This is a genomic window from Halorientalis brevis (assembly GCF_042678165.1).
Lineage (GTDB): Archaea > Halobacteriota > Halobacteria > Halobacteriales > Haloarculaceae > Halorientalis > Halorientalis brevis.
Window position 1 is genome coordinate 674,243 of the sequence record NZ_JBHUDJ010000001.1, and the last position, 15,372, is coordinate 689,614.

Consider the following 15,372-nt stretch of genomic DNA (forward strand, 5'->3'; position numbering starts at 1 on the left):
CGTCCCGGGGTTTCGAGCCGCTGACGAGGGCCGTTCGAGTGGCAACCGTGGTGGTCCGGCGTGACGCGGCTCGCCGTCGACGGGCTCTCCAAGCGGTTCGGCCAGTTCGACGCGCTCCGCGCGGTCGACCTCGAAGTGAGTGACGGCGAGTTCCTCGGCCTGTTCGGACCGAACGGGGCCGGCAAGTCGACGCTCATTCGCCTGCTGTCGACGCTCGCGACGCCGACGGAGGGGACGGTACTGCTCGACGGCGAGCCCCTCGGCGAGGCGTCAGACGCCGTCCGCGGGCGGCTCGGCGTCGTCACCCACGACACGATGCTGTACGACGACCTGACCGCTCGCGAGAACCTCCGGCTGCACGCCCGCCTGCACGGCGTCGACGCCGACCGCTGCGAAACGCTCCTGGATCGCGTGGGGCTCGCCCACCGGGCCAGCGAGCGGCCGAACGCGTTCTCCCACGGCATGCGCAAACGGCTGTCGTTCGCCCGCGCGCTGCTTCACGATCCGGACGTGCTCTTGCTCGACGAACCGTACGCCGGCCTCGATCAGCGCGCGGCCGCGACGCTGTCGGACGTGCTCACGGACGTCAGCGACCGGCTGGTCGTCATGGCGACCCACGACTTCGACCGGGGGTTCGAACATTGCGACCGGGCCGTCGTCCTCGACCGCGGCCAGGTGCAACTCGACGCGCGGGCCGACGAGTACGCCGACCACGGCGCTTTCGAGCGGGCTTACCGCGAGGCCGTCGGACTGGAGGGAACATGAGCGCCCAGACGTACCTGCGAGCGATGTGGACCATCGTCCGCAAAGACCTGCTCGTGGAACTCCGCTCGAAGCGCGTGTTCGCCACGTCGCTCGTGTTCTCCCTGCTCGTCGTCGTCGCCTTCGCCTTCGGGTTCGCCAAGTCCGTCTCCGATCTCACCGTGCTGGGCCGGGGCGCGCTCTGGATCGCGTTCGTCTTCGCGGGCACCATCTCGGTCACGCAGGCGATCACGGCCGAGAACCGCGACAGCGCCATCGACGGGCTGTTGCTCGCACCGGTCGACCGCACAGCCATCTACTTCGGCAAGGTCGCGAGCAACACGATCTTCGTCGCGAGCGTCTCGCTGGTGACGCTCGTGGCGATCACCGTCTTTCTCAACTACCGGCCGCCGGCGACGATGCTGGCGGCGCTCGCGGGAACCATCCTGATCGCGTCGCTGGGCTTTTCGGCCGTCGGCGTCGTGCTCTCCTTGCTCGCCGCGCAGTCGAACCTCCGGACGTCGCTCGTCCCCATCTTGCTGGTGCCGCTGGTCATCCCCGTCCTGCTGGCCGGCGTCGAACTCACCCGCCTGCTGAGCGTCGGCGGCGACCCGTCCGCGTGGCTGCGGCTCCTGGTGGCCTACACCGGCATCATCCTCCTCGCAGGAATGGTCGTCTTCGAGGCCGTCGTCGCTGACTAGACGGTTCGGTACGCCGCGATGCCGACGACGACGACGGCGAGCAGGCCGGCCACGAGCGGGCCGGCCGGGAACTGCGGCATCGAGCCGCTCGACTGGTCTGTGCCGCCTGCGCCCGGCAAAGTCACCGAGATACCGTCACCAGGAGCCAGCGCGTCCGCGCTGGTCAACATCGGGACAGGCATCCCGCTGGCGTTGCGGAGGCGCAGGTTCGACGAGTGATTGACGGCGGCGGGATCGAGTCCCTGCAGGACGACCGCGAGCGAGTCCGTCTCGTGTCGCACCGACTTCGAGACGGTGCCGTCGGCGAGCGTGTACTGGACGGAAGTGCGGATCGTCGATCCCGACGACAGCGACGCGTTCACCGCCAGCCCGTCCGCCGTGCGCCGGTACTGGAGTCGCTGCCCCTCGATCGACACCGATTGGACGGTCGCCGAGTCCGGAAGGCCGACGTGTATCGGGCCGCGGAACGGCTGGTTTCCAGCGTTCTGCAGGCGGATGGTCTCGACGACGCGCGTGGTCGAGCCGTTCTGGATCGGCTGGACGATGTGGCTGGCCGGGTTCCCGCCAGTCGCCGTCAGAACCGCTTCGTCCGCGGTCGGCGGGCGAACCGTGAGCCGTGCGTCAGTGGCGTTCTCGCCGGTCCGGAGCACGTAGCGATACGGAGCACCGTCCAGCCGAGCGTTGAGGCGGTACGTCCGGTTGGGTTGCAACTGATCGAGCGCGAGCGCACCGTCCGGTCCGGTCTGCAGCTGTGCCACGGACGGCCCGTTCGGCGAGGTGACGGTCACGGTCGCGTTCGCAACGGGCGTGCCGTCTGGGCGAGCCAGCCGAGCCGACAGCCCGGCCGACAGCTCGAAGTCGGCGGTCGGCTCCTGGACGACCGCGTAGTGGCGCAGGCCGTTGTGGTCTAGCTCCACGGCGTACAGCGGCGCGTCGGTCACGTCGGCCGCCCGATACGAGCCGTTCTCGACGGCGGTCGTGACCGGTTGACCGGCCCGCTCGAAGTTCCCGTTCAGCGGCGTGACCGTGACCTGGTCGCCCTCGGCGGTCCCGTTGTCGACGGAGACGGTGCCGGTCACCGGGGCCGCGGCGGCGACGCCGGTGACGGTAGCGAGACAGGCGAGCGCGAGCAGTATCGTGAGCAGCGAGCGTGACATGTTAGTCTGAAGTCGTGGGGTCGGAGTCAGTTTCCGCAGCCGGGGCGAGCGGGCGCGTCCAGACGCCGTGTGCCGGGTCGAACAGGAAGATCAGCAGCATGCCGACCAAAAGCGACACGATGCTGAGTCGCAGCGGCGTCATGAGCGGGATGCGCTTGACCGTGAGCGAGGCGGTGTCGCCCTGGACGGCCGCGATGACGTACGTGTCGTACGCCAGTCCGCGGTCGATCAGGACGTCACGGGTCTGCATGCCGCCCTGGCGGGGATACCGCCGCTGGGCCGCTTGCCCGACCGCGACCTGCCGGTTGCCCTCGATCACCGCGAGGTTGACTGCCTGGACGCGAACGCGCTCCAGGCCCAGCGAGTCCGGCGGGGACGCCGTCGTCCCGACGTTCGTCGGATCGGTCACGACCACGGCGTCGGTCTGGGGAACGTAGTTCCACATGACGGCGCCGCGCGCGACGATGGCGTCACCGCGAGCGTACGCCGGGCCGGCGGTCCCGTTGGGCGACGTGACGCCGACCCAGATGCCCGAGTCGTCGAGCTGATACACCGTCGCCCGCGGCCCCTGGCGCATGTCCGTGACGGTGCCGTGGACAGCCTGTGTCGTCCCGTTGGTCGCAGCCCCGCGCTGCTGGAGTTCGGTCGTCGAGAGCGCGACTCCCTCGACGTTCGGGTCTTCCGGCAGCGAGTACGTCTCGAAGCCGAGCGCCTGTACCGCGTACGGCGAGTTCGGCACGTCGACCTGGCCGCCGTTCGCGCCACCACCGCCGACGATGACCGACGCCTGGCCAGTGAACAGGTACGTGAACGCCAGCGAGAAGACGAGGACCGCGACGCCGACGTGGACGAGCATCACGCCGGTCTGTTTGAGTTGGGTCCGGCGCGGTGCACCGGGAATGCGGTCGAGCGCCCGTTTCACCACCGCCATGAGCACGTACGCGACCGGCGGGAACGCCGAGAGCGCGCTCAGCTGGCCGACGAGCGCGTAGAAGCCGCTCGCCTCGGTCCCGGCCCCGAGCTGCCAGGCCGGCGAGGGCGCGTACAGCGCAGCGACGACGGTCGCGGCCGCGAAGACGCCGAGCCCGGCGAGGGCGCGGCGCTTGCCCTCCACGTCGAAGTCCATGTAGAACCCCAGCAGGAGCATCGTGAGCAGGGTGACCGGGTAGCTCCAGCGGTTGTAGTAGCGGGCGGTGACCTCCACCTCGATCCCGGTCGCGAGGTCACGCAGCACGGGGAAGGTGAGTCCCCACAGCGAAATGAATGCGAGCAGCCCCAGCGCGAGGACCGCGCCGTGGAGCAGCGTCGAGCGCGTCAGCCACTCTCCGTCGTCGGTCGCGTCGTCTTCCTCGCGCAGCAGCCAGAAGCCCAGCGGGAGGCCGACGCCGAGGACGGCCGTCGCGCCCACGAGAAGCAGCATGCCCAGGCCAGCGCCGTTGTCGGCGAAGGAGTGGACGCTCCGGAAGACGCCGCTGCGGACGACCGTCGTGGTGTAGACGACGAGCGCGAACGTCGACGCGACCATCGCGGGCGCGAGCACGGAGTACCGGTCCCCGGGCCGGTAGTTCACGACGGCGTGCAGCGTCGCCGTCAGGAACAGCCACGGGATGAAAATCGCCGTCTCGACGGGGTCCCAGGCCCAGATGCCGCCCCACCCGAGCACAGTGTACGACCAGAGCGCGCCCAGCGCCAGCGCGGCGGTCAGGAACAGCCAGGCCGCGCGGAGCCACCTGGTGACAGAGCCGTTCCACGTCCTGAACAGCCCCTCACCGCTCCGAACGAGGCCGACGAAGTGGGCCACGCCGATGGCGAACGGCATCGTCAACAGCGCGTAGGCGATGAACATCAGCGGCGGGTGGATGGCCATGTACGGGTCGATCAGCAGCGGGTTGAGGCCGTTGCCGGTCGTCGGGACGCCCCCGGAGACGACCGTCGAGACGTGCGTGAACGGGCTGTCCAACAGGAGCATGGTCCCGAAGTAGGCCACCGCGCCGGTGGTGAGGGCGGCGACGAGCCGCGATGGCGCGTCCGCGAGCCCGCGACGCCAGGTCGCCCAGGCGACCACGAGCGAGGCGATCGTGGCCCACAGGAGCAGGGAGCCGGCGTTGCTCGCGTAGACGCCGGTGACCCGGTACAGCAGCGGCAGGTAGTCCGCGGTGTTCTGCCAAACGTACGCGTTCGTGTAGTCCGTCGTGACGAACTGATACGTAAGCAGCGACAGCGCAGCGACGAACAGCCCCGATCCGCCCGCCACCAGCCGGATTACGTATGCATCGAAGCGGTCGTCGCGTCGAACGTATCCGACCGCGAGCAGGACAGTCGCGACGAGCGACAGGAGGGTCCCGCCCGCGAGAACGGCGGTCCCGAGGGTCGTCATTCGCCCATCCTCCGTTCGGCCTCGTCGAGGTTCGAGAGGAACTGCTGGCGTTCGACGTAGCCGTTGATCTTCACGAGCTGGTCGCCCTGCGGGTCAGTCGCGACGAGCTGGGGCGGGTAGTCGGCGTTGTACTGGTTCGCGAGGCGCGACGTCTGCGGGTCGTCGGCGTCTAAGTTGACCGCGACCAGGACGAAGTCGTCGAGACGGTCCTGGACGGCGGGCTTCGAGTAGACGTTCCGATTGTAGTCCTCACAGTAGGTACACCACGTCGTCCAGAAGTAGACGAGCATGGGCTTGTCTTCCTTCTCGGCGATCGATTGGGCCTTCTCGTAGTCGGTGTGCCAGGCCGTGTCGCCGTGATAGGAGTACGATTCGTCACGCAACACCGGCGCCGTGTTCATCGACGTGTAGCCGATGGCGAGTGCAGCGACGAAAAACACGACCGTCAGGACCTTCCGCGCGTTCATCGAACTGCTCGGGCCTCGGTGTCCGGCGAGTAAATAACCCTCGACTGCTAGTCGGAGATCCGTCCCAATACTCCGAAATATTCGCACACTGACACAGTCGAACCGCTCGAACGACCCTCACAGAGCGGTGCCATGGAAATAATTATGAGGGAGGTCTGTAAACACCCATTCGATATTGTAACGTTTCTACTATGCTGGCACGAATTCAACACAAGTCGGGCAGTTTCGAGGTGAGTACAGTATGAGTTGGCTCACACGCCGGCACATGCTGGCAGCAGTGTTCGCGGTCGCGCTCGTCGCGCTCGCGGGCTGTGGCAGTGCGCCAACGAAAGACGCGTTCAACAACACGGCAGCGCCGGGCAGCGGTGCTGGCGTCGGCGGTGGCGGCGGACCGACCGACCTCCCCGCCCAGTGGAACGACTCGAAGGTCTACGACCAGGACCTGCGCACCGGTGAGCAGAAGGACAACTTCCGCTACCGGAACGCGACCGCTGGCGAGCAGGTCAACTTCGTCCCCAAGCAGATGAACGCGTCGACGCTGCCGAGCAACCCCATGGAGCGCGAACTCGTCAAGCGTGGCCGGGAGATCATGGCCAACACGTCCGAGGAGATGCCGAACCACGTCGGCAACAACCTCTCGTGTGCGAACTGTCACGGCGGCGGTGACCTGCCGACGACCCAGGGCATGGTCGGGCAGGACATCGACATGATTCCGTTGGTCGGGACCGCCGCGAGCTACCCCGAGTGGACCAACCGGACCAGCCGGATGCGCGACATGCGCCAGCGCATCATGGGCTGTTTCATGCGGAGCATGAACTCGCCGGACTCCCCGGAGGGCATGCCCGAGTACACGAGCCGCGAAGTGCAGGCCATGGAGGCCTACATGGAGTGGCTCGCCCAGGGCCAGCCCACCGGGAGCAAACCGTACTGGCAGCACCTGAACAAGCCGACGGGCGACGAGAAGGTGCCGATTCCGGAGGTCAACCCGGTGCGCGGTGCCGAGCTGTACCTCGAGAACTGCGCGTCCTGCCACGGCGCTGACGGGCAGGGCATCGAGGGACAGTACCCGCCGCTGTGGGGCAACGGCTCCTACAACGACGGCGCTGGCATGGGCCGGATCTACACCTCCGCGGCGTTCATCCGCGAAGCGATGCCGTACGGCTACGCCCACCAGGTGTCCGACTGGCGCGACGTCCAGGACATGGCGGGCTACATGAACGCTCACGACCGGCCGCACCTGCCGCGCCAGCCCAAAGACTGGTCCGAGGCCGGTGCGCCGGACGAGGCAGTCTACTACGAGCGCGTCCAGGAACGGTTCGGCTACGACAAGAACCCGATGACGCACAAGCTCGAACTGGCTGGCATCCCGACCGACGACACGCCGCTCAACGAGAGCATGATCCCGTCCGACGTCGACCGGTACGACCAGCCGCTCCGCAACGAGACCGCCGACAACCAGAACAGCATCGCTGACGCGATGGACGGCGGGAACTGACGACAGCCACTTCTTTCAGCCACCATTTCGTTTCGAGCATGGTCGACCTCCCGAGCGCAACGGCGGTGTTTCTGGCAGGGATACTGACGATTCTGACGCCCTGCTGTCTGCCAATGTTGCCGCCGCTGCTGGCCGGCGGCGTCGGCCACCGCCTGCGCCCGGTCGGCATCGTCGCCGGCAGCGTCGTCTCCTTTACCGCCGCTGGCGTCGCCACCGGCGCACTCGGCTCGCTCGACCCCGACGCCTTCCGACTCCCCTTCACCGTGCTCATGATCGGGTTCGGCGCAGTGATGGTCGACGACGACCTCAACGCGATTTACGAGCGGTACGCCTCGCGCGTCGCCGGGCGTGCCACCTCGCTCTCGACGACGCTGGAGCGCGGGTCCCATCCGCTCGCCAGCGCCGTCGCACTGGGCCTGCTGCTGGGCGTGATCTGGCTTCCCTGCGTCGGCCCGGTCCTGGGCGCGGTGCTCGCGTACGTCGGGACGACCGGCGACCTCGTCCGGAGCGGCGCGCTGCTGTTCGTCTACGGCACCGGGTTCGGGCTCCCGCTGCTCGTCGTCGCCTACGGCGGCAAGCGGAGCGGGCAGTGGCTGCGCGACCGCGTGCTGACCGAGGATCGGCCAGCGGTACTCAGGCGCGTGGCCGGCGGCCTGCTCGTGCTCACCGGCGTGTCGATGTTGTTCGAGATCGACAAGCTCGCGATGACGGTCGCCAACGGAGTGGTCTGAGTGACTGCGCGACCCGAGGTGAAAAGCGTTAAACGGCCCGTCCCATTACCACGACAGAGAATCTCACAATGAGTACAATATCGTCGGCGCTGGCCCGCGTCATCCGCCTGGCCCACTGGGTCATGTGGAGCCGGACAGTGCGGTGGGGCACGCTCGCGTCCGGCGTGCTCTCGCTGGTGCTGGTGTTCGGGCACGCGTCCGACACGATGTACGGCGTCAAACACGGCGCGAACCTCATCGCCTACTGGCACATCCCGCTGGCCTGGGTGGCGGCGCTCGCGATGTCGGTGACGTTCGTCGGCAGCGCGCTGTACCTGCGCTACGACGGCCAGTTCTGGAACCGACTCGCCCACAGCGCCGGCGAGATCGGCTACCTGTTCGCGACGCTGACGCTCATCACCGGCAGCATCTGGGGCCGCGTCATCTGGAACTCCTGGTGGGAGTGGACGGACGTCCGACTCGTCACGTTCCTGGTCGTCTGGTTCATCTACGCCGGCTACCTCGTCGTCTACGGCGCGACCGAACACGGCGGTGACGACACCTACGCCGCCGTCTACGGTGTCCTCGGGTTCGTGACGGTGCCGATCTCCTACCTCTCGACCCGACTGTGGACGCCGACCTTCCACGAGACGACGCTGGCGAACCCGAACGTGAGCGCCAACATCGATCCCACGACGCTCATGGTGTCGCTCGCCGCCGCGACCTTCCTCTACACGTACCTCATGGCACTGCGCATCGAACTCCACGAAGTCGAAGACCGCATTCGCATGACACAGCCACGCAACGGAGGTGACCGCTGATGGAACCGCTACTACTCGTCGGCTACACGACCATTTTCGGCCTGCTGTTCGGCTACATGCTGCGCCTGCAGCGCCGACTCGACCGCCTCGACCAGCAGGTCCGCGATCGGCAACAGTAGGGCAGTCCGGGACGGTCTATCCGTCGGCCAGCGGTTCCTCGGAGATACTACCGTCGGCGTAGGTGAGGGCAACAAGCGCGATGACGGCCGTCGGAACGAGCGCGAAGACGAACAGCAACGGTCCGGCCATTTCTGAGAGGAAGAGAACGGTCACTGCGAGGCCGAGCATGGCCGAACAGAGGACGATCAACGCGTCGAGGCGACGACGGTGAGCGGGGTGCATATCGGCGATACGTTGTGTCGGTAAAATAAACCATGCACAGAAGAGTACGAACAGCAGCCACGACTGCCGTTCAGGCCGGAGTAGAAACGTCAGAGCTCGGATTCAGCTGGCTCGGTCGTCTCCCAGAGGACGGAGAACTGCACATACCAGTCGGCAGCCTTCGCGATACCCACGGTAAACACGAGCCATCCCACGAGAAAGAACACGGCATCGCGATACAGGGCTGAACTCACGAGGTACGCGAGGATCGCTGCGCAGATGACGATCAGGGCGTCGAGCCGACGACGGAGGGCAGGGTCCATGAGACAAACGACAACGCAGTGACTCGAATTCTTTTCGGAACCCGACACCGGACTTTACCCACCAGCGGGGCAAACGAACGAGTATGCGTACCGACGAGGACGTCGAGACGAGCGGCGAAACCGGACGGAGTTCGGCAGCGTCCACGCTGCAACGGGTGTTCATAAATTCGACCGAACGCCGCCCCCGCATGCCCTGGCGACTCGCGCTCGGACTGGTCGGCTTCGGCGTCGTCCTGTTTCTCGTGGGGCTGGCGTCGACCCTGCTCCCTGAACCCGGCCAGTTCGGCGGCCCGTACCTCCCCGCGCTGTACGGCACGCTCCTGTATCTCGTACTCACCGCTGTGCTGCTGGCCGCCCTCCTCGGACTCAGTTACGTCATCGACAGACGGCACCTCACCGATCTGGGCCTTCGGCTCGACGGCCAGTGGTGGCGCGACTGCGCGTTCGGCCTCGCGCTCGGCGTCGTCCTCCCGACGGCGGTGTTCCTGGTCGAACTCGCCTTCGGGTGGCTCACCGTGACGGGCCTGTTCCGAACCAGCGAGAGCGCGCTGCTCGGGTTCGGATCGGCCCCGCCGTGGTTCGCCGTCCTGCTCGTCGTCCTGTTTTTCGTCGGCGTCAGCGTCTTCGAGGAGTTGATCGTGCGCGGCTATCTCCTGACGAACATCGCGGAGGGGCTGGCCGGGTTCTGGCGGATCGGGACCCGCGCTGCCATGGTCATCGCGACGCTGGTGACCGCCGGTATCTTCGGCGTCCTCCACGCGTCGAATCCCAACGCCACCGCCCTCTCGGTGGTCAACATCACGCTCTTTGGCATCCTGCTTGGGCTGGGTTACGTGCTGACCGATCGCCTGGGGGTGCCGGTGGGGATGCACCTCACCTGGAACGCCACCGTGGGCGCGGTGTACGGGTTCCCGGTCAGCGGGATCACGGTCGGCGTGACCGTCATGGAGACGGAGACGACGGGTCCCGAACTGTTCACGGGCGGTGCGTTCGGGCCGGAGGGCGGCCTCGTCGCGCTGCTGGCACTCGTCCTCGGGCTGGCGCTGCTCTGGTGGTGGGTCCGCCGGGCGTACGGCGACGTGGCGCTCCGGGACGCCGTGGCGACGCCGACGCTGCGCGATCAGTCGTCCTGAGCAGACGCGTCGGCGGACTCGCCGTCCGTCGGCTGCCCCGAAAACTGGACGAGTGCGCCGGCACCGATTCCGAGGACGAACGCGGCGCTGCCGACCAGCAGGAAGCCGTTGGCTCCCCAAGTGAGGAGTGCGATCGCCAGGAGCGCACCGAGGATCGCACCGAGCAGCGTGACGACGAGATCCAGTCGGCGCGCGAGGGCGTCGTTCATACGCTGGCGTGCGCGTGGGAGGGATACAAAAGTTTCCAGCGCGGACCGTGTTCGCTAAGTGGCCTGCGTCCCAAGCGGCGGACATGAACTACCGCGAACTCGGTTCGTCGGGTATCGAGGTCTCAGAAGTCGGCTTCGGTGCCTGGGTCGTCGGCACGGACTGGTGGGGCGACCGCTCCCGCGACCAGGCGATCGACATGGTCCAGCACGCCCTCGAACAGGACATCAACTTCTTCGACACCGGCGACGTGTACGGCCACGGCGACTCCGAGGAACTCATCGGCGAGGCCTTAGACGAGTACCGCGACGAGGCGGTCGTCTCGACGAAGGTCGGCTACGACTTCTACAACAACCCCCAGGCCGGCCACGGCGAACTCCCCAAGCGCGTCGATCCCGAGTGGATCCGCACCGCGCTCGACCGCTCGCTCGAGAGGTTGGAGATGGACTACGTGGACATGCTGATGCTCCACAACGCCAACGTCGACGAGGTCACCCCCGACGTGCTCGAAACCCTGGACGAACTCCAGGAAGAGGGGAAAGTCGAGGCCATCGGCTGGGCGCTCGGCCCCTCGATCGGCTGGCTCGCCGAGGCCACCCAGTCCGTCGAAGACGAGTTCGACGCGGTCCAGCTCGTCTGGAACATGTTCGAGCAGGTGCCCGGCCGCCACGCCATCGAGGAGGTCCGCCGCCTCGACGCCGACACCTCCGTCCTGCCGCGCGTGCCACACTCGTCCGGACTGCTGAACGAGCAGGTCACGCCCGACACGGAACTCGGCGAAGGCGACCACCGCGCGCACCGTCCCCAGGAGTGGTACGAGACCGGCTGGGAGAAAGTCGAGAACGTCCGCTTCCTCGAACGCGACGGCGAGCGCACGATGGGCCAGGCTGCCATCCAGTACCTCCTTTCGTTCGACGAGGTCGCGACCGTCACGCCCACGTTCCGCACCACCGACGACATCGACGAGTGGGCCGGGGCACCCGACACGCCCGCGCTCTCCGAGGACGAACAGGAGCGCGTCGAGGAGCTCTACGAGGACAACTTCGGCATCGACCGCGACGACGGGATGGACGCGCTCCGCTCGTCCGTCGGCGGCGCTGACCTCGAAGACACCGGCATGAAATCCGCCGGCGACTGACGCCACCTGTCGACTTCGTTTTTGGGTAGCCAGTCCAGCCGACGCGACGGCTCCAGGAGTCAGTCACGACCAGCGGAAACTGGGGAAGAAGACGCCCCGACACCCACCGCACTGGCCCGGGAGGCCCGAATCGTGAGCACCAGGGCGCCCGTGTCACCATTTTGACGGGAAGATGATAAAGGGGACAGACCGTTCAGTTCGTTCAGTCCGTTCACCGACGCGCCGTCCGCCCTTTCACCGCCCGGGCAGTGTTTTCACGCTCTGCAACGACCAGTATGGTCCCGATTCCGCCGTGAGGTGACGGCCGTCTGTCGGGGAGATTTCCCACGAGGGTACTATCCGAGCGTTCCGATCACCGATGGGAAGACGCAGTCACAGGAACTCGCGGACGTCCGAATACCACATGTCGTGGTGGTCGGCGGCGTCGATCGCCTCGGCGATCTTGACCGCGATGGTGTGCCAGCAGAGTTGGGTGGGGTCGTCGGCGTCCAGGTTGTACTCGGCGTCGGCGCAGTTACAGGAGCCGTTCTCGACGATGTACTCGTCGTCGTAGCCGACGACCACGGTGAAATCGCGGTACTGCTTGACCCGGCGCTCGGCGACGGCGTCGATCGCTTGCGTGCCGCGCTCGCCGTGTAGCGAGATGATGCGATCGACGGCCTCGGGCGTGAGTTCGCCGGCGGCTTCGAGGGTCGCTACCCACTCCTCGACCGGGGTCACGAACATGTCGTTCGAGTAGGAGTGAGAAAAGGAGTTCGGTGCACACGGCACAGCGAACCGAGAGCGTACGGCTTAACGCACCGGGGATGCGAGAGGAGGTATGCTCGTCGAGGAGGGGAACGTCGAAGTCGATGTCCCGAGCGAGGCGACCGACGGGAAAGAGGACGGGGTGTTCTACAACCCCGAGATGGAACTCAACCGGGACGTGACGATCGCGACGCTGCGCGCCTACCGGGACGGCGACCACGGCCCGGCCGACTCGTATCTCGACGCGACGGCGGCCAGCGGCGTCCGCGGCGTGCGCGCCGCCGCCGACGGCTGGGACGTGACCACCTGTGACATCGATCCCGACGCCGTCGCGCTGGCCGAGGAGAACTTCGCGCGGAACGACCTCGCCGGCGACGTTCGCCACCAGGACGCGAACGTCCGCATGCACCAGCAGCGCTACGACGTGGTCGACGTCGACCCGTTCGGGACGCCGGTCCCCTTCGTCGAGGCCGCCAGTCGGGGGACACGCGGACTGCTCTGTGTCACCGCCACCGACACCGCGCCGCTGTGTGGCGCTCACTTCATGAGCGGCGTCCGCAAGTACGGTGCCGTCCCCCGGAACACCGAGTACCACGCCGAGATGGGGCTGCGCGTTCTCCTCTCGTCGCTCGTCCGCACGGCCGGACGCTTCGACGTGGCCGCTCGGCCGGTGTTGAGCCACGTCACCGACCACTACGCCCGGACCTACCTCAGCGTCTCGGAGGGCGCGAAGGCCGCCAACGACCTGTTCGACGAGTTGGGCTACGTCGACCACTGCCAGCACTGTCTGTTCCGGCGGGCCGACCGCGGCCTCATCGCCGACCCCATGGACGAGTGTCCGCACTGCGGCCACCACCTCCAGACCGCCGGGCCGCTGTGGCTCGGCCCGGCCCACGACGCCGCGTTCGTCGACGCAGTTCGCGAGCACGTCACCGAGGAGATGGGGACCGCCGACCGTGCGCGGGACCTGCTCGCGACCATCAGCGACGAACTCCACCGCCCGATGCACTACGACCAGCATCGGCTCTACAAGCGGTGGAACGAGTCTGCAATCGGCATGGACGAGTTCCTGGAACGGTTGCGGGACGCAGGATTCGAGGCCTCGCGGACCCACTACGGGGGGACGACGTTCAAGACGACCGCCGACGTCGCGGAGATCGCCGACGCAGTGCGGGAGTAACGAACAGGGAGAACGAAAGTAGAGACAGTCCAATGGTGGAGATCGTCGTTCCGTGGTTCCTCGCCATCCCGCTCGCCGCGTTCGGAGCGGTGTGGATCTATCGCGATGCCAGCAAGCGGAACATGGACACTGCGGATATGTGGGCCGTCGGATTCTTCATCGGGTTCTTCTTTCCACCCATTATCGGTGCCGTGCTGGTTTACGCCTATTATCTGCAAAAGCGGAACCGCGGTGGTGGGTCCGCAGACGGTGTCTCGACTCGATAAGTCCCCGTTTACAGAGATACAAGGAGAAAGCCCACGACTTCAGTCGTGGGATGAATCCGCCGCTCCGACAATCAAGCCACTCTCGATAGCAGCCAAACGGTTGGTGGAAGCACAGCTTTAAGCTAGTTCAAGCCGATAATCAGCATACAGCGAACCGATGCTTCGAGAGGTCACGACCACTGTTCGCATCCGGCTCCATTCACTCACTCAACGCAAAGAGTCCCTTCTCTCACGGGAATACAGTACGTTTCAGACTGCTGTTCAGGATGCTACCAGTGATGTGAACCTCTATTCTGCCACAAGTCAACAGGCAGACAAGGTTCGCTCGAACAAGAATCCACGAACAGACACCATGCAACCAGTCGTTCTCCGTAATGACTGCATCACCATCGAACACGACGAAGATACGGTTCTGTCCGACTGGTGGTTCAAAGTTCCCGTCTATGACCCCGACCGAGGGCAGGGGAACAGTATCTGGTGTCCAGCAATTGTCCCCGACAAAGATGAATCGCTGATGCGAGATGAGTATCTCAGTGATTCCGAACTTGTCTACAAAAACGGTGACTGGTACGTCCACCTCGTCTGTACACGGTCTGTGACCGTCAACGAGGAATACAATGACGTACTTGCCGTCGATATGGGTGCGAAGTGGATCGCTGTCAGTACCTTCTTGTCTGACCGCGATGCTGAGTTCCACGGCAAGCGTGTTCGTGACGTTCGAGAACACTACAAGCAACTCCGCAAGTCCATCGGGAACGCGAAAGTCAGACAGGGCGCTCAGGTCATCCAACGCCTTGGAGACAAAGAATCTCGAACCGTCGAAGACGCGCTCCACAAGACAGCAAACGAGATCGTCGCTCGTGCCAGAAAGCGCAACGCCGTGATCGTCTTTGGAGACATGACGGGCATTCGTTTCGACAGCGACGAAGGCCGGTACGTGAACGACAAGACCCACAAGATGCCGTTTGCGAAGATGGCGAATTTCCTCACGTACAAAGCCCATCTTGATGGACGAGAGTGTCTCCCTATCGAGGAATACGACACGTCTGTAACGTGCTGGCGATGTGGCTCACAGAACACGAACCGCGAGGTTCAGGGACGCATTGAGTGCCACAGCTGCGGTCTGGACGATAGTGCAGACAAGAACGGTGCTTCAAATATCGGTCAACGAGCCGTCGGTAAGGATATTGAAAGCCCGCTATCGACGGCGGGGGCTGTCGTGGCTCAGCCCGAAACGCAGATCAGACTCGAAGGACTCGACGATGAGATAGAATCTGCGAACTCCCCAGATGACGTGGGCCTAACCTTCAGTGAAGGAAGCCCACGAGTTCACTCGTGGGAGTAGTCACATTGTGGCTAGCGCCCGTCCGAGAGCCCGTGACCGTACTCAAGAGTTGCCCCATCTGCGGGTCGGATGGCCCGTTTACCGGCTCAAAGGAAACTGGCTGTGCGAGTCCTGTGCAGATCGCGCGCCAGACGCGCTCGCACAGACGCTGTCGCAGTAGTTCTAGAAAGCATCCGCGAGCGCCGGCGGCGCGAGCGGTTCACGCGCCCGGAGGGCGCGCCTTTTTTGGTCCAGATTTTTTCG

General features: G+C 65.9%; 18 protein-coding genes. 11 read left to right on the plus strand and 7 right to left on the minus strand.

The window, feature by feature from the left end; translation table 11 throughout:
* The first annotated feature begins 60 nt into the window (after positions 1–60).
* Positions 61–765 (plus strand): ABC transporter ATP-binding protein, encoded by a 705-nt coding sequence (locus ACFR9U_RS03465; RefSeq protein ID WP_247376663.1) that lies wholly within the window; start codon positions 61–63, stop codon positions 763–765.
* A complete protein-coding gene (locus ACFR9U_RS03470) occupies positions 762–1,442 on the plus strand; it encodes a heme exporter protein CcmB (RefSeq protein ID WP_247376661.1) in 681 nt (226 codons plus the stop codon). The genes ACFR9U_RS03465 and ACFR9U_RS03470 overlap by 4 nt, the downstream gene beginning before the upstream one ends.
* Here ACFR9U_RS03470 and ACFR9U_RS03475 read toward each other — a convergent pair.
* Genes ACFR9U_RS03475 through ACFR9U_RS03485 form a run of 3 tightly spaced genes read right to left on the minus strand, consistent with a single transcriptional unit; the run spans position 1,439 to position 5,443 of the window.
* Entirely contained in the window at positions 1,439–2,599 is a 1,161-nt protein-coding gene (locus ACFR9U_RS03475; RefSeq protein WP_247376659.1) for a hypothetical protein, read from the minus strand. The genes ACFR9U_RS03470 and ACFR9U_RS03475 overlap by 4 nt on opposite strands.
* A 1-nt stretch (position 2,600) precedes the next feature.
* Positions 2,601–4,976, minus strand: a complete 2,376-nt coding sequence (ccsA, locus tag ACFR9U_RS03480; RefSeq protein ID WP_247376657.1) for a cytochrome c biogenesis protein CcsA — start codon at positions 4,974–4,976, stop codon at positions 2,601–2,603.
* Positions 4,973–5,443 carry a thioredoxin family protein gene (locus ACFR9U_RS03485; RefSeq protein WP_247376656.1) on the minus strand — a complete coding sequence of 157 codons (471 nt, stop codon included), beginning with the start codon at positions 5,441–5,443 and terminating at the stop codon, positions 4,973–4,975. The genes ccsA and ACFR9U_RS03485 overlap by 4 nt, the downstream gene beginning before the upstream one ends.
* A gap of 241 nt (positions 5,444–5,684) precedes the next feature.
* On the opposite strand from ACFR9U_RS03485, the gene ACFR9U_RS03490 reads away from it, so the two are divergent.
* From ACFR9U_RS03490 to ACFR9U_RS03505, 4 genes are all read left to right on the plus strand, one after another.
* On the plus strand, positions 5,685–6,938 hold the full coding sequence (locus ACFR9U_RS03490) for a c-type cytochrome (protein ID WP_247376654.1): 1,254 nt from the start codon (positions 5,685–5,687) through the stop codon (positions 6,936–6,938).
* A 38-nt stretch (positions 6,939–6,976) separates the two neighbouring features.
* The gene (locus ACFR9U_RS03495; RefSeq protein ID WP_247376652.1) at positions 6,977–7,669 is read left to right on the plus strand and encodes a cytochrome c biogenesis CcdA family protein; all 693 of its coding nucleotides are present in this window, start codon (positions 6,977–6,979) and stop codon (positions 7,667–7,669) included.
* Between the two features lie 68 nt (positions 7,670–7,737).
* Positions 7,738–8,469 carry a cytochrome c biogenesis protein gene (locus ACFR9U_RS03500; RefSeq protein ID WP_247376650.1) on the plus strand — a complete coding sequence of 244 codons (732 nt, stop codon included), beginning with the start codon at positions 7,738–7,740 and terminating at the stop codon, positions 8,467–8,469.
* Positions 8,469–8,588 (plus strand): CcmD family protein, encoded by a 120-nt coding sequence (locus ACFR9U_RS03505; protein WP_247376649.1) that lies wholly within the window; start codon positions 8,469–8,471, stop codon positions 8,586–8,588. The genes ACFR9U_RS03500 and ACFR9U_RS03505 overlap by 1 nt, the downstream gene beginning before the upstream one ends.
* Before the next feature lie 16 nt (positions 8,589–8,604).
* Here ACFR9U_RS03505 and ACFR9U_RS03510 read toward each other — a convergent pair whose 3' ends face one another.
* Positions 8,605–8,811: a hypothetical protein gene (locus ACFR9U_RS03510; protein WP_247376648.1), complete on the minus strand. Its 207-nt coding sequence runs from the start codon at positions 8,809–8,811 to the stop codon at positions 8,605–8,607.
* An 89-nt stretch (positions 8,812–8,900) separates the two neighbouring features.
* Positions 8,901–9,113, minus strand: a complete 213-nt coding sequence (locus ACFR9U_RS03515) for a hypothetical protein (protein WP_247376646.1) — start codon at positions 9,111–9,113, stop codon at positions 8,901–8,903.
* An 83-nt stretch (positions 9,114–9,196) separates the two neighbouring features.
* On the opposite strand from ACFR9U_RS03515, the gene ACFR9U_RS03520 reads away from it, so the two are divergent.
* Positions 9,197–10,246: a CPBP family intramembrane glutamic endopeptidase gene (locus tag ACFR9U_RS03520; protein WP_247376644.1), complete on the plus strand. Its 1,050-nt coding sequence runs from the start codon at positions 9,197–9,199 to the stop codon at positions 10,244–10,246.
* Here ACFR9U_RS03520 and ACFR9U_RS03525 read toward each other — a convergent pair.
* Positions 10,234–10,455, minus strand: a complete 222-nt coding sequence (locus tag ACFR9U_RS03525) for a hypothetical protein (RefSeq protein ID WP_247376642.1) — start codon at positions 10,453–10,455, stop codon at positions 10,234–10,236. The two genes, ACFR9U_RS03520 and ACFR9U_RS03525, sit on opposite strands and share 13 nt — an antisense overlap.
* An 83-nt stretch (positions 10,456–10,538) precedes the next feature.
* On the opposite strand from ACFR9U_RS03525, the gene ACFR9U_RS03530 reads away from it, so the two are divergent.
* The gene (locus tag ACFR9U_RS03530; RefSeq protein WP_247376640.1) at positions 10,539–11,591 is read left to right on the plus strand and encodes an aldo/keto reductase; all 1,053 of its coding nucleotides are present in this window, start codon (positions 10,539–10,541) and stop codon (positions 11,589–11,591) included.
* Between the two features lie 372 nt (positions 11,592–11,963).
* Here ACFR9U_RS03530 and ACFR9U_RS03535 read toward each other — a convergent pair whose 3' ends face one another.
* Positions 11,964–12,317, minus strand: a complete 354-nt coding sequence (locus ACFR9U_RS03535) for a hypothetical protein (RefSeq protein WP_247376639.1) — start codon at positions 12,315–12,317, stop codon at positions 11,964–11,966.
* Positions 12,318–12,411: 94 nt separating this feature from the next.
* Here ACFR9U_RS03535 and ACFR9U_RS03540 point away from each other — a divergent pair, with 94 nt between their 5' ends.
* The 3 genes from ACFR9U_RS03540 (at position 12,412) to ACFR9U_RS03550 (ending at position 15,129) form a co-directional block, all read left to right on the plus strand.
* Positions 12,412–13,518, plus strand: a complete 1,107-nt coding sequence (locus tag ACFR9U_RS03540) for a tRNA (guanine(26)-N(2))-dimethyltransferase (protein ID WP_247376637.1) — start codon at positions 12,412–12,414, stop codon at positions 13,516–13,518.
* A 32-nt stretch (positions 13,519–13,550) separates the two neighbouring features.
* The gene (locus ACFR9U_RS03545) at positions 13,551–13,784 is read left to right on the plus strand and encodes a hypothetical protein (protein WP_247376635.1); all 234 of its coding nucleotides are present in this window, start codon (positions 13,551–13,553) and stop codon (positions 13,782–13,784) included.
* A 157-nt stretch (positions 13,785–13,941) separates the two neighbouring features.
* Positions 13,942–15,129 carry an RNA-guided endonuclease InsQ/TnpB family protein gene (locus tag ACFR9U_RS03550; RefSeq protein ID WP_247376632.1) on the plus strand — a complete coding sequence of 396 codons (1,188 nt, stop codon included), beginning with the start codon at positions 13,942–13,944 and terminating at the stop codon, positions 15,127–15,129.
* Positions 15,130–15,372: the final 243 nt, after the last annotated feature.

Coding starts and splice junctions, on each gene's coding strand:
- ACFR9U_RS03470 (WP_247376661.1), top strand. CDS start 762: ATGAGCGCCCAGACGTACCTGCGAGCGATGTGGACCATCGTCCGCAAA.
- ACFR9U_RS03535 (WP_247376639.1), bottom strand. CDS start 12,317: ATGTTCGTGACCCCGGTCGAGGAGTGGGTAGCGACCCTCGAAGCCGCC.
- ACFR9U_RS03540 (WP_247376637.1), top strand. CDS start 12,412: ATGCTCGTCGAGGAGGGGAACGTCGAAGTCGATGTCCCGAGCGAGGCG.
- ACFR9U_RS03475 (WP_247376659.1), bottom strand. CDS start 2,599: ATGTCACGCTCGCTGCTCACGATACTGCTCGCGCTCGCCTGTCTCGCT.
- ACFR9U_RS03495 (WP_247376652.1), top strand. CDS start 6,977: ATGGTCGACCTCCCGAGCGCAACGGCGGTGTTTCTGGCAGGGATACTG.
- ACFR9U_RS03525 (WP_247376642.1), bottom strand. CDS start 10,455: ATGAACGACGCCCTCGCGCGCCGACTGGATCTCGTCGTCACGCTGCTC.
- ccsA (WP_247376657.1), bottom strand. CDS start 4,976: ATGACGACCCTCGGGACCGCCGTTCTCGCGGGCGGGACCCTCCTGTCG.
- ACFR9U_RS03510 (WP_247376648.1), bottom strand. CDS start 8,811: ATGCACCCCGCTCACCGTCGTCGCCTCGACGCGTTGATCGTCCTCTGT.
- ACFR9U_RS03550 (WP_247376632.1), top strand. CDS start 13,942: ATGCTTCGAGAGGTCACGACCACTGTTCGCATCCGGCTCCATTCACTC.
- ACFR9U_RS03490 (WP_247376654.1), top strand. CDS start 5,685: ATGAGTTGGCTCACACGCCGGCACATGCTGGCAGCAGTGTTCGCGGTC.
- ACFR9U_RS03505 (WP_247376649.1), top strand. CDS start 8,469: ATGGAACCGCTACTACTCGTCGGCTACACGACCATTTTCGGCCTGCTG.
- ACFR9U_RS03520 (WP_247376644.1), top strand. CDS start 9,197: ATGCGTACCGACGAGGACGTCGAGACGAGCGGCGAAACCGGACGGAGT.
- ACFR9U_RS03515 (WP_247376646.1), bottom strand. CDS start 9,113: ATGGACCCTGCCCTCCGTCGTCGGCTCGACGCCCTGATCGTCATCTGC.
- ACFR9U_RS03530 (WP_247376640.1), top strand. CDS start 10,539: ATGAACTACCGCGAACTCGGTTCGTCGGGTATCGAGGTCTCAGAAGTC.
- ACFR9U_RS03500 (WP_247376650.1), top strand. CDS start 7,738: ATGAGTACAATATCGTCGGCGCTGGCCCGCGTCATCCGCCTGGCCCAC.
- ACFR9U_RS03545 (WP_247376635.1), top strand. CDS start 13,551: ATGGTGGAGATCGTCGTTCCGTGGTTCCTCGCCATCCCGCTCGCCGCG.
- ACFR9U_RS03485 (WP_247376656.1), bottom strand. CDS start 5,443: ATGAACGCGCGGAAGGTCCTGACGGTCGTGTTTTTCGTCGCTGCACTC.